Source organism: bacterium (assembly GCA_036504735.1).
GTDB lineage: Bacteria > Electryoneota > RPQS01 > RPQS01 > RPQS01 > DASXUQ01.
The window spans coordinates 179,303-201,067 of the sequence record DASXUQ010000010.1 but is presented as its reverse complement, the minus strand read 5'-3'; the positions used below and the strand labels follow the sequence as shown (position 1 = coordinate 201,067).

The 21,765-nt window shown below is 60.9% G+C and carries 17 protein-coding genes; all 17 read right to left on the bottom strand.

Features of this window, described 5'->3' with window-relative positions:
* Positions 1 to 15 precede the first annotated feature (15 nt).
* The 17 genes from VGL38_10120 to flgF are packed head-to-tail and all read right to left on the bottom strand — an operon-like array spanning position 16 to position 21,658.
* Positions 16 to 645, bottom strand: coding sequence for a hypothetical protein (locus VGL38_10120; protein ID HEY3295785.1), 630 nt, complete (start codon positions 643 to 645; stop codon positions 16 to 18).
* Positions 629 to 2,269 carry a glycosyltransferase family 9 protein gene (locus VGL38_10115; protein HEY3295784.1) on the bottom strand — a complete coding sequence of 547 codons (1,641 nt, stop codon included), beginning with the start codon at positions 2,267 to 2,269 and terminating at the stop codon, positions 629 to 631. Before VGL38_10115 ends, VGL38_10120 begins: the two co-directional genes overlap by 17 nt.
* The gene (locus tag VGL38_10110) at positions 2,253 to 3,860 is read right to left on the bottom strand and encodes a glycosyltransferase family 9 protein (protein HEY3295783.1); all 1,608 of its coding nucleotides are present in this window, start codon (positions 3,858 to 3,860) and stop codon (positions 2,253 to 2,255) included. The genes VGL38_10115 and VGL38_10110 overlap by 17 nt, the downstream gene beginning before the upstream one ends.
* Positions 3,857 to 5,686, bottom strand: a complete 1,830-nt coding sequence (locus VGL38_10105) for a glycosyltransferase (protein HEY3295782.1) — start codon at positions 5,684 to 5,686, stop codon at positions 3,857 to 3,859. Before VGL38_10105 ends, VGL38_10110 begins: the two co-directional genes overlap by 4 nt.
* On the bottom strand, positions 5,679 to 6,899 hold the full coding sequence (locus tag VGL38_10100; GenBank protein ID HEY3295781.1) for a 6-hydroxymethylpterin diphosphokinase MptE-like protein: 1,221 nt from the start codon (positions 6,897 to 6,899) through the stop codon (positions 5,679 to 5,681). The genes VGL38_10105 and VGL38_10100 overlap by 8 nt, the downstream gene beginning before the upstream one ends.
* Complete coding sequence (locus VGL38_10095) at positions 6,883 to 9,789, bottom strand: glycosyltransferase family 9 protein (protein ID HEY3295780.1); 2,907 nt, start codon at positions 9,787 to 9,789, stop codon at positions 6,883 to 6,885. The genes VGL38_10100 and VGL38_10095 overlap by 17 nt, the downstream gene beginning before the upstream one ends.
* 10 nt (positions 9,790 to 9,799) lie before the next feature.
* Positions 9,800 to 13,666 (bottom strand): glycosyltransferase, encoded by a 3,867-nt coding sequence (locus tag VGL38_10090; GenBank protein HEY3295779.1) that lies wholly within the window; start codon positions 13,664 to 13,666, stop codon positions 9,800 to 9,802.
* Between the two features lie 40 nt (positions 13,667 to 13,706).
* Positions 13,707 to 14,762: a GDP-mannose 4,6-dehydratase gene (gene gmd, locus VGL38_10085; protein ID HEY3295778.1), complete on the bottom strand. Its 1,056-nt coding sequence runs from the start codon at positions 14,760 to 14,762 to the stop codon at positions 13,707 to 13,709.
* A gap of 10 nt (positions 14,763 to 14,772) precedes the next feature.
* Positions 14,773 to 15,723: a flagellin gene (locus VGL38_10080; GenBank protein HEY3295777.1), complete on the bottom strand. Its 951-nt coding sequence runs from the start codon at positions 15,721 to 15,723 to the stop codon at positions 14,773 to 14,775.
* 12 nt (positions 15,724 to 15,735) lie between these two features.
* Entirely contained in the window at positions 15,736 to 17,130 is a 1,395-nt protein-coding gene (gene flgK / locus VGL38_10075; GenBank protein HEY3295776.1) for a flagellar hook-associated protein FlgK, read from the bottom strand.
* Position 17,131: 1 nt separating this feature from the next.
* A complete protein-coding gene (locus VGL38_10070; protein HEY3295775.1) occupies positions 17,132 to 17,497 on the bottom strand; it encodes a hypothetical protein in 366 nt (121 codons plus the stop codon).
* Positions 17,494 to 17,802, bottom strand: coding sequence for a rod-binding protein (locus tag VGL38_10065; GenBank protein ID HEY3295774.1), 309 nt, complete (start codon positions 17,800 to 17,802; stop codon positions 17,494 to 17,496). Before VGL38_10065 ends, VGL38_10070 begins: the two co-directional genes overlap by 4 nt.
* Complete coding sequence (locus VGL38_10060) at positions 17,799 to 18,893, bottom strand: flagellar basal body P-ring protein FlgI (protein HEY3295773.1); 1,095 nt, start codon at positions 18,891 to 18,893, stop codon at positions 17,799 to 17,801. The genes VGL38_10065 and VGL38_10060 overlap by 4 nt, the downstream gene beginning before the upstream one ends.
* A gap of 1 nt (position 18,894) precedes the next feature.
* Positions 18,895 to 19,449: a flagellar basal body L-ring protein FlgH gene (locus VGL38_10055; GenBank protein HEY3295772.1), complete on the bottom strand. Its 555-nt coding sequence runs from the start codon at positions 19,447 to 19,449 to the stop codon at positions 18,895 to 18,897.
* Positions 19,450 to 19,462: 13 nt separating this feature from the next.
* Positions 19,463 to 20,137 (bottom strand): flagellar basal body P-ring formation chaperone FlgA, encoded by a 675-nt coding sequence (gene flgA, locus VGL38_10050; GenBank protein ID HEY3295771.1) that lies wholly within the window; start codon positions 20,135 to 20,137, stop codon positions 19,463 to 19,465.
* Position 20,138: 1 nt separating this feature from the next.
* On the bottom strand, positions 20,139 to 20,924 hold the full coding sequence (gene flgG / locus VGL38_10045; protein ID HEY3295770.1) for a flagellar basal-body rod protein FlgG: 786 nt from the start codon (positions 20,922 to 20,924) through the stop codon (positions 20,139 to 20,141).
* Between the two features lie 14 nt (positions 20,925 to 20,938).
* Entirely contained in the window at positions 20,939 to 21,658 is a 720-nt protein-coding gene (gene flgF, locus VGL38_10040) for a flagellar basal-body rod protein FlgF (protein HEY3295769.1), read from the bottom strand.
* Between the last annotated feature and the right edge of the window lie 107 nt (positions 21,659 to 21,765).

Here is a 21,765-nt window from a genome sequence, read left to right as displayed (position 1 = left end):
GCAGGGAGCATCTTGCTATTGAGCCTGCGGCAGAGAGTCCAATGTGCGCTCCGCATCCGTCAGCAACGGCTCCCAGCCGGAGATTTGCTCGCAGAGATCATACTCCAGTTCATCGGCCACCGCGATGTAATCCCCGCCGGCCTGGGCCTTGTAGAGGCGGTCCAGCGACGGCAAAAGGCGATTGGCGGATTCGATGATGCGGTCGCGCACGGGGGTGATGCGGCCCGCCGGATCGGCGGTACGAGTGGAATGGTCGAGACCTGCAAGCACCAGTTTAAGATCGTCGAGGAAGGAGGCCAGTTCGGTATTGGCGGTAACTTCGTCGCCGAGGCGGAACTTGCGGCTGAGAGGCTTGGTCTGGTTGACCAGCCGTCCGGCGAGAGAGGCCGCGTCATGCAGCGTTTGGCGCTTCAGCAGTTGCGGTTCCTGCACGGTGATCTCAAGGTTGCGCACGGCGGCAACCGGCGCGGAGAGGCGCTGCCGGCGCTGCCAGCCGTCGGGCAGGGCATGGCCGTCCAGCACGACGTCGGTGACGATTTTGCCGCCTGCCTGAATTTCCGAACGAAGTTCGGCAAGCACTTGGCCGACCGTCTGGTCGTTTTCGGCGCGGCGCGCGAGTTCAAGTCCATTAAGCGAGATTCGCATGAGCATCCTCACGAGAGTACGTTATGTGTGAATTATTGATTTCGAGGGTAGGAGCCGCGCCCGCGATGTGCCGCAGCAACGCGCCCAGCATGTGATAGATGTCCGCGGTTTCGGAGGCTTGGTCGGCCAGGGTGCCTCCCGCGAGGCTGGCGCGGGCAATATCGGTGTAAGCACGGGCACTGCGCAGCAATCCGTGACTCTGAAGCGCCGTGCGCAGCAGCTCTTCCTGTCCCGTAAGGGCGGCGCCCCAGCGTTGAATGGCTTCGATGTCCGCATGGGCAGACGTGGCCGCACGGGCGATCTGGGCGGCGAGATCTTCGATTTGCATGGCGGCATCCTGCGCGCGCTGCGCCGCCGCCATCAGATCCGTGGGTACGAAGCGCGACGCGGCCGCCCCCACTCCGCGGCCTTCCAGCGCGGACAACCAGGCCGGACGGGCAAACGCGTTGACGTCGTCGCGTACGCAAGCCGTACGGGAGAAGAGGCGCTCGAGTTCCAGCAGGCCATCCGCTTGTGAGAAGCGAGTGCGATAGACGCGGCAGCCGCCGAGATCATCGGGAGCCAGCGAGGATCGCATACCCAGTTCCAGTTCCGTCAGCGCGGCAACCGTCTCCGCTGAGATGCGCGCGGCGCACGGCTGCGAAGGACAGGCGCCATGCGGCGAGCAGGGGAAACAATCGCTATCCGGCTCGACCACCAGGTGGCCTTCGCCGTAGGGCGCGGTTTCGCCGGCCAGGGCGCTGCCGACGGTGAGATCGATGACGCGGGTGCCCACGGCGGCGGCGATGTGCATCGGCCCGGAATCGTTGCTGAGCAACAGGCGGCAATGGGAAAGCAGCAACGCCAGTTGCGGCACGGATGTCTTGCCGATAAGGTTCCGGACGCGCGGGATGCCCTCGAACTCGCGGGCAAGCGGTGCATCCGAACGGCCGCCAATCAGTACGAACTCCACATCGCTGTGTTTCGCCAACCGGCGCGCCACCTCGCGATACTGCGCCACGGGCCATTGCTTCGCCTGCTGCGAGGCGCCCGGATGAATGGCGATCCAGTGCGCCGCAGTGGTAGTGCCGGAACATGACGCGGCTGGAAGATCCACCTGCAGATCGCGACCCGCCGTCCACTCCACTCCATCGACGCAATTGGCGTAGATGTCCACAAGATTGAACTGGCACCAGGGGCGGGCGAGATTGGTGGCGAAAAAATAGCGCAGCCAGGGAGAATTGACGCGCTGCAGTCCTTCGCGATCCAGGGTCACGCCTCTTCCCTGCTCTCCGGCGAGGAGATTACAGAGCACCATAGAGGGCCGCGTGTGCGTCAGATTCCACACTTCGGTGAAGTTCTGGTTACGGAGTTTATCCACAAACGTCCGGTAAAAGGAGACCGCACGAGCCAAATCCAATGCTTTCCCCGCGCCAAGGCATGGCAGCAGGTCTTCGAGTTTCACAGCATGCACCGCGTCGACGCCGGGAACGAGTGCGGCGACATCGGTGAAGCAGCTCTCGACGAGCATGTGAATCTCCGCGTCCGGATGCTTCAGCCGCAAGCGGCGGAAGAAAGGGATGGACTGAATGATGTCACCCATCCGCGTAAGACTGATGACCAGGATTTTACTCTGCGACGGCATAGCTGCTCCTGGATGGCTGCGAGAGTTTGCACACGGACTCCAGAATCTCCACACCGCGCCGGAAAAGGCGCATGGTTATCCGGAGATCTTCAAGGTAGCCCTTAAGCGTGTCCGCGTGCAGAGCGCTGGCCCGCACGAGGAGAAAGCGCGGCAACGGTGACAAATCCGGATGGGACGCTATGATTTCACATAGCGCGTTATGCCACACCGATTGTCCTTTGAGCAGCGCGGTCAAGCGGTCGCGGTCGGAATCCGGCTTCAGAGCCTCACGGCGAATGGCATCGGAAGACTGCTGGGCTTGCGCCAGAATGCTCCGCAGGTCATCCAATCCCTCCGAACACTCTGCCAGGAGCACATCGTGTTCAGGCGAGGGACCATCCAGCAGGGCATCCCAGAGCGTCCGGTACAAGGCCAGCAGCGCATCATCATGGCCGGTTTCAGGCTGATTCAGTCGGGCCAGGCGGAAGGTGCCGTTAGCGGTAAGCGACGTGCGGTGCACGCGGGCGCCCTTCACTTGCGGCAGACTCGTTCCGGCATTGACGATCAGTGCGAACACTGTTTCCGGCGAAATGGCACGGTGACACGCATAATCACGGCAATGATGCTGATAGTCGCACGGTGCGCAGGGCTCGTCCGCTTCAAGAATGATGTGGCCGTCCCCGTAGGGAGCCGTATCTTTCGCCGAGGCTGGACCGAGGTAAATGCCAATGGCGGGAGTCTGCACAGCCGCGGATAGGTGAATCGTGCCCGTGTCATTGCTGATGACGCGCTCGGCCCCTTCGAGCACGGCAGTCAATGTCCCGACATTCGTCTTTCCGGCCAGCGAAACCGCATTCTGCGCCGAGTTGGCGGCAATCTGTGCGGCGAGCGTTTCCTCGGAAACGGATCCGGTTATGACCGCGCGATACTTCGCATTTGCCAGCCTGCGTGCCAGATCGGCGAAACTTGCCGCCGGCCATTGCCGCGAGGCGCTGCTGGCGCCCGGTTGCAGGACGACATAGCGCTCATTCATGCCGATGCCCGCCGCTTCAAGCAGCGCGCGAGCGGCAGAGCGGTCATCTTCGGTTATGGTGAATTCCAAACCGGAATGATCGCCGCCCTGCCCGTTCATTCGCAGGTAGATTTCGGATAGATTGAACGGATTCAGACGGCGGTTAGACATAACGCTCAACAGGTAATTGAACCATTCTCCGCGGACCGTGGTCCGGCCGGAGGGTGTGCATTGCATTCCAAACGTGTTCGCCGGCCGCATCAGGCGGCAGAGCGTGGCCGAAAGCGGTGTGTGCGACAGGTTGTAGAGATCATCGACCTTCTGCAGCAGCGGATGCCGGAGGAACGAGCGGATGTAACCATAGGCCGTGGGAAGATCGCCGCGCCGCGCGTCAAGCCGCGCAGAAAGACTGTCGACGTCGAAGCCGATCACGTCATCTACCATGGGCAGTCGCGTTGCGGCATCGCGGAACTTGTCGAAGACCACGAGGGTCAACCGGCACCCTGGGTTCGCGGACACGAGGGATCGCAGTAGCGGTCCACTCTGAATTAGGTCGCCCATGCGCGTGAAGTTCACCACTGCAATATGGCGCGCGCTCACTGGATCACACCTTTCTCGCGGCCCCAATCGCGAAATTCTTTCATGAGCAGGAAGATGCCTTCTGTGCGTGTCAGTTCGCCTTTGCCTACTTCAATCCGCGAGACGATTTTGTCCAGATCGATCTCCTCCTCATCGGAAAACGCCGACAGGAAGGCCAGTAACTCTTCATCATCTCCGGCGGCCTGCTTAAGAGAGGATACATAGTTTGGGCCGCGCTTGCGCTCGGCAAGCTTGCGGAAGCGTGATTCAAGGAAGGACAGCGCACCGGACAGCCGATGGGTGTAGGTATGTTCCTTTAGCACGCGTTCGCGCGCGCACGCTGCCATCTGCTCCCGCTGATCGGGGTTGGCAAGGTAGTGATTCACCAGCTCAGGGATTTCCGCGGCGTCCTTGAACACCGCAATCTCTTTACCGGCTTCGAACAGTTCCGCAAGCTCCGAACGGGAATCCACCAGTTGGAATCCGCCGCACGCGGCGATTTCGAAGGTGCGGGGGTTGACATAGTCGCCGAATGGATTCACGCCCGCATGGTGCGGCGAGCTGTGCAGATTAAGATTCACCTTGGTTGCCGCATAGATGGCCGCCGTCTCTTCGGGAGTCACACGACGCGCTTCTTCTTGCACATACACCGATGCAGGAGACTGAGCCGGCCAATCCGCGCCCCAGATCTTGAAGTTCTTGAGCGCCAGTTGTGCGAAGAGCGTTTGACGATTGGCATAGCCCGCACCGACGAAGCTCACGTCCGAACCGAAGCGCTGTTGATCGGCCTCGCTGAGATTCAGCGGATAATGCACCGCTGGATTGGCCGCGCAGGGCAGATAATGGACATGTTTGGCGCCGACGGCTTTAAGCTCGTCGTGGAATTTGCCGCGCTGAATGCTGAATACGGCGTCGAAATGCGACGCCAGTTCGCGCCAGTAACCAAAGACGGCGCTGTCTTCGACAAACCACAAGGCGGTGTGAATCCCCTCGTGACGCATCTCATCGAGCGCACCGGCCGTGAGCGGTGTCTGCGCCACTGCCCACACGAGGTCGGCATTCCAATCGAGAGCCCGAGCGGCAATCAGTTCGCTAAGATACGTGGCGTACATGCCCTGCAGAACCTTGCGATGGCGCGCGTCCGTCGTGACCGATTCAATCGCTTTGTATTGCGGATGCCACGGCGACAGATCGAGGACATCGACCGTGTGCCCCAGTTCACGAAAGGCTTCCGCGCAGTGGAAAGCGATGGGCAAGGAGCCGCCATAAAGCGGCGTCGGAACGAGAATGCGCATGGGGCGTCCGGCGGTGACGCGCGCATCGAGTGACGTCAACCACTCTGCATAGACCGCTTTATTGGCCCGGTAACCGGGCGTGAGCTTGAAGACGACCGCGTTCGCCGTGTTGCCGCAGTGCTTTAATCCATCGCGGTTGCCGGCACCGACAACCCAACTCACAGGCACGTTGCAGGGCTCCCACACGCGCAACTGCAATGCCTTGCGGGCGACTTCAGCATCCGCTTCGAGGCACACGATGCGGATCCGCCCCTCCGGCGCATACGCGCAGATCGCCTGGATAAGGTACCCGAGACCCGCACCGTAGATCAGGCAGGTGACCGGTTCATCGACGGATTTTGCCAGCGCCGCATCCAGTTCACCGCGCGCACTCTCCAGCAGCAACTCGGCTTCCGCCTGCGGATCTCCCTGCGAGTGAAGGCGAATACCGCGAAACGAAAGTGACGGTTGGCCGTTTCGCGCCCGCCCGGTGGGCAGATCGGTGGCTTCGCTGACTGCGCGCAGGCTTTCGGGATCCAGAAGATACCGCTCGAACCCGGAAATGTTATTCACCTTGAACCTCGCAAAATGATCGTTGATGAAGCAGCACTCGCGCCCGCTCAGGAGAAATTCGCTCCGTGCCGCACAGCGTCCGGCCCTGGCGGAGGACGTGATAAATGGCGCGAGATGGATGCTGTCGCTCGTGCAGGACGCGTTCGAGCCCGGCACGCATCGATAGAAACTTGGGAGGCTCGGCATTCCGAAACTCCGATACCGCATTGCTTCGCGCGCTGCCCGCAGCATAGGTGCCGTTCTGGTTGCCCAAATCCACACCTATCAACACCACATCGCTGCTGCCGGAGCACAGGGCAAAATCCAGAGCCGGAATCACGGAGCTGCCGCCGCGAGTCTCCAGGCCCGGCGCGCCCGCACTCGCGCCCGCGATAAGCGAGAACCGGTTTCCGCCGATGATGGCCGGATGCGTAGACGGAAAGACCACAACACGCGTTCCGAGGGGTAGACCTTCGAGATCTTTGATGACGGTGTCCTTCGCTTCCAGCGCAAATACCCAGTCGGGCGTCAGGCGCGCATTGAGCAGCGCGGGAACGGCGCCGCTGGCGGCGATGAGCGTGATTCCTGAGCGCTGTGCGGCCAAGGCAGGCAGACACTCGGTCAAGTTCGGCCCGGCGCCGGCTACGATGGAGGTTTTGCTCCCGCTTAGACGCGCGGCGAAGACGCTGGGAAGATTCGCCAGAACCCTGTCGAAGACTCCCGACTGCGCCGCCAGCAGCGGATTGTACACTGCAGACGAGGCGATTTCGGCACGCACGATCCTTAACAGACCACCCAGCGGGAAATCCGCCTGCTCGCTAAGTCGCAGCAGATAAGGAGCAACAATCACGGCCGCATCCGCCGGCAGGTCCCGTAGCGTGGCAGAGAGACCGGTGCGCGTAACCGCGCAGTGCACGTGAATTCGTTCGGATGTAAGATAGGCACAATAGCCTCTGCTCGCACGCGCAAGATAAAGCACCTCGCGGTGAGGCTCGATCACATGAACCGGGTGTCCGGCTCCGCGCAACTGCGATACCGCCTCGGCAAGATAACCGAGCCCGCCACCGATGATCACGGTCGACGAAGCCGCTGGATTCGAGTGCGCGTCGGCAATATCAGCGGCCTCGCGCTCCGGGTTCACGCGGCTGTGAATCAGCGTGTCTGTGGGCACGTGCATCGCCGAAGGCAAGCCGCAGCGCGATGGGAAGATGGCAAATTCAGCAAACGGGTTCATGATCTGCCTGTACGGCAAGGCTCCTGTCGAATAGAGTTTGCGCCGTATGCGCCGGTAGAATCGAATTCAGAATCTCATTCACGATGGGGCACGCACGGGAGTCAAGGATGCGGGACTCCACGTCTCGGCGAGCATTGGCCGCCACGGTGCGGCGCAGACCGGCATCGGTCAACAAGGTATTCAGCGCATTCATCCACGATGCGGTTGATTCATCCGCCAGCCAGCCGGTGATGCCGTGCGTGACGGCGTCCATGTAAGGCGGAACGGCGGAATAAATCGCGGGAAGCCCGGCCAGCGCATATTCGAAGTATTTGACGGCGCTCTTCATGCGCGAGGCCTTGCCGGGCAGCAGCGGGACCAGAACCAGATCGAGATCGAACCGGTGAAGGCGGCGCAGGTGCGTGGTGTAATCCTCAACCACCGGTCCACCCTGCCGCACCTGAGGATGATAGGCCAGTTCGCCCGGGCGGCATCCCCACCAGTAGAAGCGGGCGTCCGGATGCGTTTCCAGGACCTGATCGAGGGCGGGAACGATGCTCCCCAAGTCGAGCAGATGGGACGGAGTACCGAAGAAACCGATGCGCAGTTCCCGGCGTTCATCTCTTGCTTCCATTCGCGGCGAACATTGCTGAGTTGCGGGCGCGGTAGGCAGATGCAGCGTAGTGTAACCGAGGTCCCGCAGCGCATTGACCAGCAGCGTGGTGCTGGCGGTGATGACGGCTGCCCTGTCGAGCAGGCGCCGGAAACGGTCCTCGTAAGCGCGGCGGGATTGGCCGCGCAGCGAATCCGCCGCGAAACGTCCGATCAACAGGTCGTCCGAATCGACGATGAGTCTGCGGCCGCTGTTCAGCACGGCATCCTGAACCTGATCGGTCTCAAGGGCTCGAAAGACGATCACCGTTTTCGCGGAGGTGAGCAGACGCTGAAGGGTCTCAGGTTGCCGCCGTGCTCGGGCCTCGGTCAGCCAGACAAAATCTTGATAAGGGCGAAGGCCCCTTTCTTCCAACGGCCACATCCAGCGAAGCGAACTGCCTGCGGCGCAGGCGGACTCGGCGGAAATCAACAGCAGCGGCGCGCTGGTCAGGGTTTGGTCGGGGTCAGACGCAGAATGCGACGCGGTTAAAGACTCTTCCCAGCGCTGCGCGAACCGCACGCGATTGGGGTCTTCCTGAGAAAAGCGTCCGGCAGTGGACCCGCGAAAATGTGTGACCGATGCCGAAGGCACAACGCGGCATGACAGGCCGGATTCCCGCGCTCTAAGACAGAGGTCCAAATCCTCATAGCCATTCACGAAGTGCTCATCGAAACCGTTCAGGGCCAAAAAGTCTTTCCGGTTGACCAGCAAGGCGACGGCAGACAGGGCATCTGCCTTCTCGGTCAATGCCTGCGTCTCAAGTGAACCGTGACCGATTTCGACAACACGGCCCTGCTCGAACCGGACGCCGCAGTTTTGCACAAGCCCATCGGGGTAGCGGATCAACGGCGAGCAAACGCCTTCGCGCGGTGCTGCCGAAAGAAACGTGCGCAGTTCGCCGGGAGCAAACCGGGTGTCGTTGTTGAGAAAGAGCAAGCGGTTGAAGCGAGCGTCGAAAGCGCCTCGATTGCAGGCTTGGGCGAACGTAAGCAACTCTGGACTGGATACGCACCGGCAGCTATCGGGGACGGTGCGCCGGCTGACCGGACCGCTGCTGACGAGCAGAATTTCCGCGGCTGTTCCGGCAAGGTCACGGTGCAGATCGGTCAGCAATTCGTCCGTATAGTGAGTTTCGGAACACTCGGGGATGATGACCGTCACACCTTCTGCCATTCGCGTGATGAAGTCCCTGCGGGCTGAAGCAATCTGTTCGCGGAGATCGTAGGGCCAGGCGGCGGATTCATAACGAACACCGTTTTCATCCAACGCCGGTGTGCAGGCACTCGGCGGCAACTCTTTTCGGGCATCGGTCAGCGATACGACATGCATGGCGGTTTCATCCATCCACGCCGGATCCTGCAAGACCACCGCTCGCGCACTGTACGGTCCCGTAGTGAGGCAGGAGGCGCCGCCAAAGTAGAGGCCGATCACCGGGACGTTCAGCGCAGCGGCCAGATGCAGGCCGCCGGTATCCGGTCCGATCACGCGGTCCTGCCGGGCAAGGTTGGCAAAGAACTGATCGAGGGTTGTCTGCCCCCGATGGTCGGATACGCGGTGCGTGCTTGCGCTCAGCGCAGATAACCGGTCATTTCCCGGATGAGGTGCGCGCGCGCCAAGGAGCGTGATCCGTACGTTCTCCCGCTCGAGCAGCTTTGTGGCGACTTCGGCCAACCAGTCCGTAGGGATAGTCCGGGTCTCTTCTCCCGCATCGCAGAGCAGGGCAATGTTCTCAGCGCCCTCCTCGCTCGTCCCGTGCCACGGGCTGCGGAGCGGTGACAGCCACTCGGAAGTTCGCGCCGCTTCATCCAGACAGGTCCACAGATCGGCCAGTTGCACAGGCGGCGGCGTTCCATTCGCCATGCCGGCCTCAAAGTCCTGAAGCAGAGTCGGTGAAAGAATCGCGCCGTCTACGCGCCGGTAGCCAAAGGTGGTTTTGGAACGCAACATTTCGGCAAAGATGCACGCCGCGCGCGAACGGCTCAATACGTAGACGTTGCGGATTTCCGTTCCGGCGTCGCGGGCGAGCAGGTCGCGGAGATCGGAGATCGCCTGAGCCTGGGACGACGCATGACGGGCAAGGGCGCTGAGCCGGGCCAGATCAACCGGCCAGAAATCCAGCGGCTCGGGCATCGCGGCAATGATCCCCGCATAGCGAGCATCGGCACAGAGCGTGATCCGGGCCTCCGGATCGCGCCGTGCGATGTGGCGGAGCAACGGCCGCGTTTGCAGCACGTCGCCCAGCCGGGACCATTGCACTACGACGACTCTATGCATGTTCGAGTACGGTGCTTTGCAGGTGTTCCATCACTTCACGCGCCGCAACGTGGTTGGGGTCGAGTTCCAGCACGCGCTGGCATAGATCCACGGCCCGGGACATTTCGCCGGACTTCCAGTAAGCGCCGCAAAGGCTGAAGAGGAAGTTCGTGTCGCGCGGATGACTGTCCAGATAACGCGTCAACGGCTCAATGGCCATTTGCGGCTGACCGCTTTCCACCGCGCTGCGGTAGAAATAGAACAGCGCTTCGGCATTGTTCGAGTCTTTTTCAAGCACGCGGCGGAAGTGCTCCAGAGCGTCGCAGTGCATGTTGCGCACCGCCATGGACAGTGCGACGCCGAATTCGCCGCGGATGGTTCCGGGGTTCTTCGCCAGTGCCGTCATGAAGCCGTACATGGCCGCTTGCCAGTTTTCCTGAAGCATTGCCAGCGCGCCGAGGCCGAGATACGGACGATCCGAAGCCTCATCGAGCTTGATCGCTTCGCAGTAAGCCTTCTCGGCTTCCTCGATGCGATTCAGACGCGCCAGGCAGTTGCCAAGAGTCTGGTAGGTTTCAAAGCTGTCTTCCTTGCCCAGCACCATCCGGCTTTCCACAAGGCTTTGCAGCACGGTAGCCGCCTCTTCGAGCTGGCCATCGGCATACAATTTCTGCGCGGATTCGATAGTGGCCTCAGGATGCTGGGGTTCGGTCTTCTTCGGCAGATCGCCATAGGTGCCGATTCCGTTCTTCCACGAAATGGTCAGACCGTACCGCGCCAGAAGCTGCAGTTCATCTGGCTGTATGGCCGCCTGCCACCGGTTGAGGAAGCGGTTCAAGTTCTCGGCGTCGTGCGCCTTGCGGCCTTCGGAAGCTTCTTCATGATGGATGACCGTGGACTGCGGGCAATAGATGACACGATACTGCCGGGCGCGAATGCGCATGCAAAGATCGATGTCCTCGAAGCCATTGCGATAGCCTTCATCGAATCCGCCGAACTCGTGGAAGAGCTGCGCCGGCATCAGCATGCACGCGGCGGTAACCGCCTGCATGTCGCGCTGCTCGGTAACCGCGGGATGCTCGCTGCCGAAATTCTGCAAAATATGGTAGGGAATGCCCGCTTCGCTGATCGCCACACCGGCATGCTGCACGTTGCCATCGGGATACAGCAGCCGGGATCCGACCGCGCCTGCATTGGACTCGGCACGGGCGCAATCCACGAGGGCGTCGAGCCAGCCGGGCTGCGGCTTCGTGTCGTTGTTGAGGAAGACGAGAAACTCACCCGACGCCACGCGCGCCCCCCGGTTGCAGGCGGCGGCGAAACCGCGATTTTCGCTCTGCCGCAAAATGGTGACGTCCCCTTCCAGCGCCTGAAGGATACGGGGCGTTTCATCGGTGGAATGATTGTCCACCACGATGACTTCGTAACTGGCGCGACACTCGACGGCGGACAGTGCCTCCAGGCACTCCTGCGTCAGGCGGCTGCGGTTGTAAACGGGAATGATGATCGATGCGTCGAAACGCGGAGTCATGCGTTCGGCAGAGTTCATGGTTTCCTCCACGGAAGGGTATCGTTGAATGTTGGATTCTTCTTGCGGAACGGCGGCAGATGACACGGATGAAGCGCGCGAGCGTGACAGAAGGTGTTCATATGCCGAGTACGTGGCTTCGCCGAAGGCTTCCCACGTATGGCGCTCGGCCTGCTCTTTGGCTTCGGGATTAGGCCCGGCGGCAAGTGCGCGTTCAATGGCGGCGCGGATCGATGCGGGATCGTCGGGCTGACAGGTATGTACCAGGCCTTCGGGCAGGTAATCCCGGATTGCGCCCCAGTCGGAAGCGACAACTGCGGTGCCCGCACTGGCCGCTTCAAGCGTAACCAGGCCGGGTAGTTCGTACCAACTCGGCAGGACATGTACAGTGGCCGCCGCCATAATTTCGCGCAGTGTGGGCAAGCTGACGCGTCCAAGCACACGAACCGGTCCCCGGCGCCGGAATCTGGTCACCATCGTGACATAAGGCGGCTGGTAGCTGAAGCCGCCGCTCGCGAGCACAATGGGGAGTTCGCTGTCTTCGAGCGCCTTCAAAAGCATAAGCTGGTTCTTGCGGGTTTCGAGACGTCCGCAACAGAGCGCGTACGAGTCCACGCCCAAAGCTCGCTTCACCATCGCCTTGCCCTGCGCATTGGATTGCGTGTAGGGCCGGATGCCGAACTTGGCAATGCGAATGTGGCCGGCGCTCTGCGGATAAGCCTCGGCAAGGCGCGCGGCTTCCGATTCACCACAGGCGAACAGCATCGCCGCCTGATGGGCAATGTCTTCGCCGCCCACGCGCGGTCCAGCCGGCATGGAGTGCAAGCGGGCCAAGCCACGGGCGAAAACCGCTTCATCCTGCCCGCTTTCAAGGTACTCTTTGAAAAGACCGGCAGACTCAAAGGACGGATTCAAATAGAGCGGCCAATCTTCAAACAACGCCGTTAGCACGAAGGGTACACCTTGGCTCGAGCAGTTGCGCGCCACCTCTTCGCCGGTTCTGGTGACCGTGAGGTTGACGAGATGCACGAGATCCACATCGGCCAAATCGGGCGAGCCGCCGGCCGCTTCAACGTCCACATCATACGCGCGGAGAGTGCGGTACAGCTCTTCCATGACCACGGTGTCGCCACCGGGAGACTCGAAAGCGTTGGAACGGTTCTGGAGGAGAACACGCATCCGGCGTGACGGAGCGGAAAGCGTGCGGCCCGGACGGGCAATGCGCCCAAGAGCGGCAAACGTTCGCGCGGCAACGTCTTCCCACGTATACTGTTTCGCGCGCTGAACGCCTTTTTCGCGCAGCGATGCGGCGAGGGAGGGCTCGGCAAATACGCGCAGCATGGCACGGGCGATTTCGGCGGATCGCGCGGGATTGACCAGCAGCCCGGCATCGCCGACAATTTCCTTCAAAGAACTGCCGTCGGATACGATCACCGGGCATCCCGATGCCATGGCCTCGAGGGCAGGCAGGCCAAAACCTTCGTAAAGCGACGGGAACACGAAGGCGATCGCGCCGGCATACAGGCAGCGCAAGTCTTCATCGCTCACATAGCCGAGCGTGATAATGTCCTGCATATGCTCGCGAAAGTCCGGATTGCTCTCCGCCTGCTGTCTCCACGCCGCGGAAAACTCGCCGGACAGAACCAGTTTGACACGTCGCGGCGATTGCGCCTGCATCTGCCAAAACGCGGCCAAAATTGCCGAGACATTCTTGCGGAAATCCGTGCCGCCGGTGTAAAGAAAATACGGGTCGCTGATGCCCAGACGCTTCAGTGCAGCCTCCGTTTCGCCGGCAGACGGTGCGTCGCGAAACGCCTCGTCGAGACCACCCATCACCGGTTCAATGCGCGAGGGCTCAACGCCCAAACGGACATGAAGGTCTTCGGCGACAAACCGCGAAATCGTCAAAAACAGCGACGCCACTTCGGACGCTTCCTCCAGCCGCGCAAAGTATTCCTGCTGCAACTGAGGATTCGGTTCCAGATACTCCCGCTCAAAGGCCAGCGGAATCAAATCGTAGAAAATCGTCGCACAAGGCAGCCCGTTCAGCGGATACGCCAGCAGTTTGCGCCCGGTCAGGACCGGCGCGGGATCGGTGAGCAGCAGCACGTCGAGTTCCGACGCGAAGGTCGGATGGTAGGTGACATAGCGCACGTGCCCCCGCTCGAGCAGCGGCGCAAGATGTGCCACGTGCCAGGGCATGGCATCGCCGAGGAGCGTGATCTGATGTCCCACCGTCTGATCGGCAAGAGCGCGGATCAAATTGCAGACATAACGTCCGATGCCGCGACGGAGAGAGGTCTCGACTTCAAGGCCTCGAACGTCGATCCCGATGCGCAGGCTGCGATTCACTTATGGATCTCTTTAGATGTTGCGAACATGAAGAAAGATGTCAGCCGACTGCCGGAACCGTTGCTGCCGGCGGAATCACTACGGGATTCAGGTCATTGCGGCGGTTTTGCGTCCGCGTGGCCTGCGGGTAATCGGTCGCGCCGTTCTGCAAGTCGGCCAGATCATGATCTACCATCACCCGTACCAATTCCGGGAAGCGGATGCGCGGTTCCCAATCCAGCAGGGCCTTTGCCTTGCTGGCGTTTCCCACCAGCAGATCGACTTCGGCGGGACGGACCAGTTGGGTGTTGACGCGCACGTGGTCGCGGTAATTCAAGCCGAGATGCGCAAACGCCAGTTCGCAGAACTCGCGCACCGAATGAGTTTCGCCGGTGGCAATGACAAAATCCTCGGGCGTGTTTTGCTGCAGCATGCGCCACATGGCATCCACGTAGTCGCCGGCAAAACCCCAGTCGCGGCGCGCGTCCAGATTGCCCAGATCGAGGGTCTTGGCCAGACCGAGGCGAATTGCCGCAGCCGTGCGGGTGATCTTGCGGGTGACGAATTCCTTACCGCGACGCGGGGATTCATGATTGAAAAGGATGCCGGAGACGGCAAACAGCCCGTAACTCTCGCGAGCGTTAATGGTGATGTAATGGCCGTAGACCTTGGAGACGCCGTACGGACTCCGCGGATGGAACGGCGTATTCTCGCCCTGCGGCACTTCGCGCACCTTGCCGAACATTTCCGAAGACGATGCCTGGTAGAAGCGGATCGACGGATCCACCGAGCGCACGGCTTCAAGCAGGCGCGTCACGCCGAGGGCTGTAAATTCACCGGTGAGAATCGGCTGCTCCCAGGAGGTCGGCACAAAGCTCTGCGCGGCGAGATTATAGACCTCGTTCGGGCGGGATTCGCGCAGAATTTTCTCCAGCGAGTTGGCGTCCAGCAAATCTCCCTGCAACACCTGAATGCGCGTGCGCAGATGCTCGATGCGCCCCAGATTGTCCTGGCTCGAGCGGCGTACCATGCCGTAGACCTGATAGCCTTTTGCCAGCAGCAGTTCCGCCAGATAGCTGCCGTCCTGCCCCGTGATGCCTGTAATCAATGCCCGCATGTGTTCACCTTTATCCTAAATAGTCTACTAAGGATTGCCCGAGCAGTTTTTGCCCCATCGCCGCCAAAGCGTTGTACGCGCCGGATTCCGTCGCCATGCGGGCGACGAGACTGGGCATGTCGACGCCTTGCGCGTCCTCGAGGCTGTTCGTCAAGTTGAGTTCACGCTCTTTCAGGCGTGACTTGGTCTGATCGAGCCGCTGCCCGATGCTGCCAAGATAGGTCTGCTGCTGCGTGATGCGTTCCCGAATCGTCGCCAACTGGTCACGAAGATGTTCGTTGGAACGCGTATCTTCATAGCCGGCGGGCGGCGTGTTATTATTGCCGATGGTATCGCGCAGCGCCGAAATCACGTAGAACACGTCGCCGTCCGTGCCTTCAGCGCCCACCGGTTGAAAGAGCTGCGCTCCGGAAACGTTGATCTGGATGTCGTCGCCATCGCCGATGCGGCGATAGATCTTTCCGGCAATGGTGTCCGGATTGGCCACCGCGCCCTGAATCTTGCCGTTGGCGTCGCGGGCCGCCGAGAAGGGGCTGGTCGTAGTGCCATAGCCGCCGAAGAGGTAGCGGTCGCCATTCTTCGCGTTGGCCAGACCCATCAGGGTCTCCAGCTTCTGGTCCAGTTGCAATGCCGTCGCCTGGCGATCTTCCGGAGTCTGGCTGCTGTTATCCGCCGACACGGCCAGCGCGTCGATTTCATTCAGCAGGTCCACCACGGCCTGCAGTTTGGAATCCGCGGCATCCACCCAGGTCCGGCCATCGTCGATATTGCGCAGAAACTGACCATCGGTCGCAAGGGCATCGCGCGCGGTGAGAGCCTGATTGGCGCGACTGACGCCTTCGGACGGCGTAAACAGACTGCGTCCGGTGCCGATCTCTTCCTGAATGCGATTCATGTTGACCAGACGCTGGTCGACATTCTGGGTGAAGGAACGATGGCGTTGTACTTCGGAAATTCTCATAGAGCCTCCTTACTACGCTGCCGTGCCTAAAGTAAGCACGGTTTGCATCATCTGGTCCACCGCATTGACGATTTTGGCGGCGGCGCCGTAGGCCTGCTGCACCTGAACGAGGCGTGTCATCTCTTCATCGAGGGATACGCCGGACACCTGCTGGCGGCGATTTTCGAGGTTGTCCGCCGCAACCTGCTCCACCTTGAGCTGGCTGGTGGCGAAGGACTTCTTTGACCCAAGATCCAGCATCGCATCGCGATAAAACTCGCTGGCGGTCGAGCGGCCGCTGTTCAGCAGTTTCTCGTTCTGAATGCCGGCCAATTGCAGGGCAATGGAATTGTCTCCGGGAGAATCGGGCGCGGCGGCGGTGGCAATCAGAGAATAGTCATCGCTTACGGCGTCCGAAACGCGGAAACTGGCCGCGCCGGTTACGTCGCTGGCGAAAAAGTCCACGCCGGTAATGTTGGTCCCGCTGTAGCCTGTGCGGTGCACCTCGTTGACACGATTGGCCAGAGCCACGGCGAAAGTATCAAGATTGTCCATCACGGATCGGATGTCTTTGTCGCGTACGTCCATCAGTCCCTTAATTTCGCCGCCCTGCAGTTCCAGTTGCCGTCCGCTGGTGCCGTAGGTGACCACGGTGTTCAGCAAACCGTTGCTGGACACGGTACTCATGGTGAGTTCCGTGTTGTGGTCGAGCTGCACGATGGCCTGTCCGCCGTTGAACACGGAGACCGCGCCGTTGGAGTCTTCCTGCGTCGAAATGTTCATCAAAGACGAGAGGCGGTCGAGCACCCGGTCGCGCTCATCGCGCAGGTCCGAAGCTTCTCCCCCGCTCATCTCCGAACGGACAATCTGTACGTTCAGTTGTGCGACCTTCGAGGTCAGCGAGTTGACTTCGGTAACGTCCGTTTTGATCTGGGAATCTACATTGTCGTGGCGCTGGGAAAGGTCGGAGTAGGCGCGGCGTACGCCGGCGGAAAGAGTCTGAGCCTTTTGCAGGACCGCACTGCGGTTCGCATCGCCTTCGGGATGATTCGCCAGATCCTGCCATGACGCCCAGAAATCCTGAAGCTGAGTGCCAATGGCGGAGTCGCCCATCTCGTTGAAGACATTTTCCACCTGACTGAGCACGTCATCCTTCTTCGACCAGTAATTGAGATCGCCGTTGCCGGTGCGGACCTGCCGGTCCAGCACTCCGTCCCGCACTCGCGCGAGGTTCAGCACATCCACGCCTGCGCCCGCGTCCCACACGCCGAGGCCGGCGGAAGGAGGCGCGGTGGTCAGGTCGAGGCGGCGCCGCGTGAAGCCATCCGTGTTGACGTTGGCGGTGTTCTGTCCCACCACCTGCATCGCCAACTGCTGGATGCGCAGCGCGTAGCTGCCGGTGTTCATAATGTCCGCAAGGGTACTCATCTCAGGCCTTCCGGTCTACGAAGTAAGAGGAACCGGGCTGATCGGGTCCATAGCCCGATGTGATCTGCACCGACTTCACCAGCTCGAGCATGGCTTCGAGACTGTCGTCGAGAATGTGCCGTGCGATCTCCAGGCTTTGGAGGGCTTCATCGCGCAGGGTTGCGAAGCGGGGTTTCATCGACAGTTGTTCGAGCTTTGTCAGTTTTCGCTGGTACTTTACCAGATCCACGAGCAGATCCTGAATGGTGCGCGAGCGTTCTTCGATGCCCGAGAAGTTGTTGGTGCGCAGACTTTCATTCAGATGCTGGACTTCCAGCCGCAAGCAGCCAAGCTTGCGTACAAATTCACCGCGGACAGATTTCATCACTTCTGAACCTCCGCCTTAGGCAATTGCCGAAGGATCTGCTCTTTGAGCCCAAAATGAGAACCCTTGGTCAGGGTCTGCGCCAGTTGGACTTCTGCTAAACCACTGTAAATATCACCGGCCACACCGCCGCCGAACAGGCTGCCGCCTTCGAGCGATGACTGCATGCTCTTGATCATCTGCTGCGCCATCATGATCTCGAACTGTTCTGCCGCCTGGTCCGCCTGAGTGTGCTTAGGCTTCGCGTGCAGCGGCTGCGATGCCTTGGCTGCAAGCGGAAGCGGATCGTGGCTGATTTTCTGTGTCATATAATTACCAATTCCGCCTGCAGGGAGCCGGCTTCCTTGAGTCCCTGAAAAATGGCGATCATATCGCGCGGACTGACGCCCAGCGCGTTGAGAGCACGGGCGACGTCGCCTGCGGAAGCCGCACCGGCCATCTCCAGCAACCCTGTTCCGGCATTGTCCACCGAGATTTTGCTCTGACGCTCGGAAATCGTCTGTCCCTGTGAAAAGGGCGACGGCTGGCTGACCGCGGCGCGATCCGTGATTTCCACCGTAAGATTGCCGTGGGCAATTGCGGCAGGCATCAGCACAACGGCAGCGCCGACGACAATGGTACCGGTACGCTCATTAATGACGACGCGGTCCGAGGCGACGGGAGTCACCGTCAATTCGCCGACTTCCGATTGAAAGGCGAGGCGTGAACTCAGCGTGCCGCGTGCCGGCGGGACATGCACCACGATGGTGGCAGGGTCGCGGACGTCGGCGCTCAGAGTATAGCGAGCGTTAATGGCGTCGGAAATGCGCACGGAAAGCTGCAAATCCGGTTGCCGTAAGTTCAAGACAAAGGTGTCGGCGGGAGCGGGCAGCGCGGGCGCATCTTCAAAAAGCACGACGCCGTCGGGAATGCGGCCAACCACGGCATGGTTACGCGAAATGCTTGAGCCTGCCGATTCGAAATTGAAGCCACCGATGGACATCGGCCCTTGGCACTCGGCCACAGCCTTGCCCCACGGATCGAGCAGCACCGTGCGCAGGAGTGTTCCACCCTGCAGACTTGTGGCGTCACCAAGGGAAGAGACCAGCGCATCATTCCGTCCGCCCGTGCGTGAACCGGCCTTGACCTGGCAGGTGACCATCACCGCCGCGACATTCTTCAACTTCAGACCGTTAGGATCGACCTGAATGCCGTAGCTCTTCAGCATGGTGGCAAAGGACTGGGGGGTGAAGGTGGACTTGCTGCCGTCGCCGGATCCGGCCAGACCCACCACAAGGCCGTAGCCTGTCAGCGTGGTCGGCGTAGTGTTCGGGTAGGTGGTCAGATCGCGGATGCGGACCTGAGCAAAACCTGACAGCAACGGAACGGCAATAAGGATAGTGAGAATGGCGCTGCGCATATTAAAACAACCAGTCGAAAAGGCGTGCAATGAGTCCGGGACGTTCGGCATTGGCAAGGACGCCCTTGCCCTTGAAGGCGATTTCCGCATCGGCGATGACGTCGGAACTGACCACGTTTCCCGGGGCAACATCTTCGGGACGAACGACGCCGGTCAGAATCGTCATCTGCCGTTCGCCGTTGATGATCAGGCACTTCTGGCCTTCGATGCGCATGTTGCCGTTGGGATAGACTTCCACCACTTTAGCGGTCAGCGTGCCGGTAAGCCGGCCTTGACGCACGGTGCGGCCATCGCCTTTGTGCTCGCTCTTGGTGCCGCCGTTGGCTCCGAAAGGTATAAGCTTGCTGAAGCCTCCGGAACTGCCGCCGCTCAAATCCGCTTTGTACTCTTCCTTGGTGTTGGTTGTGGCCAACGCTGTGGCGCTGGTGTTTTCCACAATCTGCACCGTGAGCACGTCTCCCACCTGCCGCGCAATACGGTCCGCAAACATGGACGGCGCGGGACCGGCGTCTACGAGAGCCGGAATCAGAATCAGTATGGCGAGGAGTAGTCGCATGGCGAAGCCTCTCTTATCTCTCGAGTTGAATCGAACCATCGGCGCTGACGGTGCCGCTCAGGCGGCGCGACGCGACAAGTTCCGTAGACACGGGAACCACATCGCCCATGGCGCCGTCACAGAGCGCGCGTCCCGAAATCCGGATGCGCACGGAGCCTTCGGCATAATAAACACTGACGTTTTGCCCGCGATGCACCAGTTTGGCGCCCTTGATGTCCCGCGTGGTGATGGGCTTGCCCTGCGTCAATGCCCGGGTGGCGACCTTGGCCGCTGAGAAATCGGACAGTTGCGCCGCATCGCCATTAAGATAGGTCCATTCGGCGCTGATACTGTCAAGATTCGCAACCTGCACCGGCTGGCCGGCGGGAACCGTCTGCTTCACCGTCAGGCAAGGCCCAAAAACATGCGCTGTGCCCGTGACGACGATCCGCCGGGTGGCGCCGCCATCCGTGCGCTCAAAGGCCAGAATGATGTTTCCCGCCAGGCGCGTTGGACGCGGCTCACACAGCTTCCAGTCATCATGCGCGCCCAAGTCCGCGGGAACCTTGCCGCTGAACGTCCACTCCACGCGCGCACTGCGCGGCGACCAGGCATCGGCAATCAGCCGCTGCACAAGGCACTCGGCGGTTTCCGCATGCAGGCACAGGGGGATAAGAAGGGTAATGAGAAGACTGAAGCGCGTATTCATGTTACCGCTTAAGGCTGGTGGCGATGCCGATCATGTCATCGGCGGTCTTGACCGACTTGGAATTCAATTCATAGGATCGCTGCGCGGTGATCATGGCGATCATCTCGTTGACGATCTTCACATTGGAGCTTTCGATGTAGCCCTGATCGAGGGTGCCCGTGCCGTCAAGGCCGGCCTGCGCCACAATCGGATCACCGGAAGCAACGGTCTGCTTATAAAGGTTGCCGCCGAGGCTGGTCAGTCCGGCTGGATTGACAAAGCGCGCCAGTTCAACACGGCCCAGTTCGGTAGGCTCGGTGGCCGTGGCGGTGGTCACCATCACACGCCCGTCGGTCTGAATCGTGACGCCGGTGGCGTCCTGCGGTATGGTCAGCGGGGGCTCCATAGGAAGGCCGTCGGCGTTGACAACCTGGCCGTTGGAAGAGGTCTTCCACGATCCATCGCGCGTGTAGCCACGCGAGCCGTCGGGCATCAACACCTGAAAGAAGCCGTCGCCGCGGATCATCATGTCCAGCGGATTCCCGGTTTCCTGCGGGGTCCCGGTTTCGAAGTTGCGCACGGTCGCCACAGGCTTGGTACCGCCGCCGATCTGCAACTCCACCGGCACCGAGGTTCCTTGCGCCGTAGCGGAGGTGCCACGCAGAGTTTCATAGACCAAATCCTGAAACTCCACGCGGCTGCGCTTGAAGCCGGTCGTGTTGGCGTTGGCGATGTTGTTCGCTACGTTGTCGAGGTTCGTCTGCTGGGCGTTCATGCCCGAAGCCGCGGAATACAGCGATTTGATCATAGGATGGGTGGGGGTTAGACTCGGCCCATTTCGCCGACAACCTGGCGCAGCGTGTCATCCTGCGTGGTCACCAGCTTGGCGTTAATCTCGTAGTTGCGCGAGGTGGAAATCATCTCCACCATTTCCTTGACCGCATCCACGTTGGAATTTTCCAGAAAGCCCTGACGAACGACCGGAGCATCCACCGGCATATCGCCGCTGGTCTCGGGAGACTTGGCAAAGGCGGAGCCTCCGGCCTTGCGCAGGGTCTGGGGATTGTCGAAATCCACCACGCGCAGGCGGTCCACCATCACGCCGTCCACGTTGACGCGGCCTTCCGGAGACACCGTGACCAGTCCGTTGGGCAGTGAGATATTCCCGCCTTCGCCCTGCACCATGCGGCCCTGGACGTCAACCAGCAGGCCTTCGGCGGAACGCTCGAAGTGCCCGTTGCGGGTGTAGAATTCGCCCTGGCCGTCGGAAAGCACAAAGAAGCCCTTGTTCTGCAGCGCGAAATCCATGGTCTCGCCGGTTGGCACAAAGGCGCCCTGCGAGAACTCCGTCCAATGGCTGACGTTCTTGGAGAGGGGATCGGACGTGACAGGATCGCCCTGCGCCGAGGTCAATTCCTGCGCAAAGAGACGGTCGCGTTTGAAGCCGGTGGTTCCCGCGTTAGCCAGATTGTTGGCAGTGATTTCCTGCTTAAGGATACCCTGCCGCATGGCCATGGCGGACGTGTAGATGCCTTTAATCATTGCAAACTTCCATTTTCGCTAAAGGAAAGGATGCAAGGAAGGTGCCAAACGTTATAACACCTTCACGCGAAACTTAGCGCAAATTAAAGGCCTGTGAATAGGAAAGT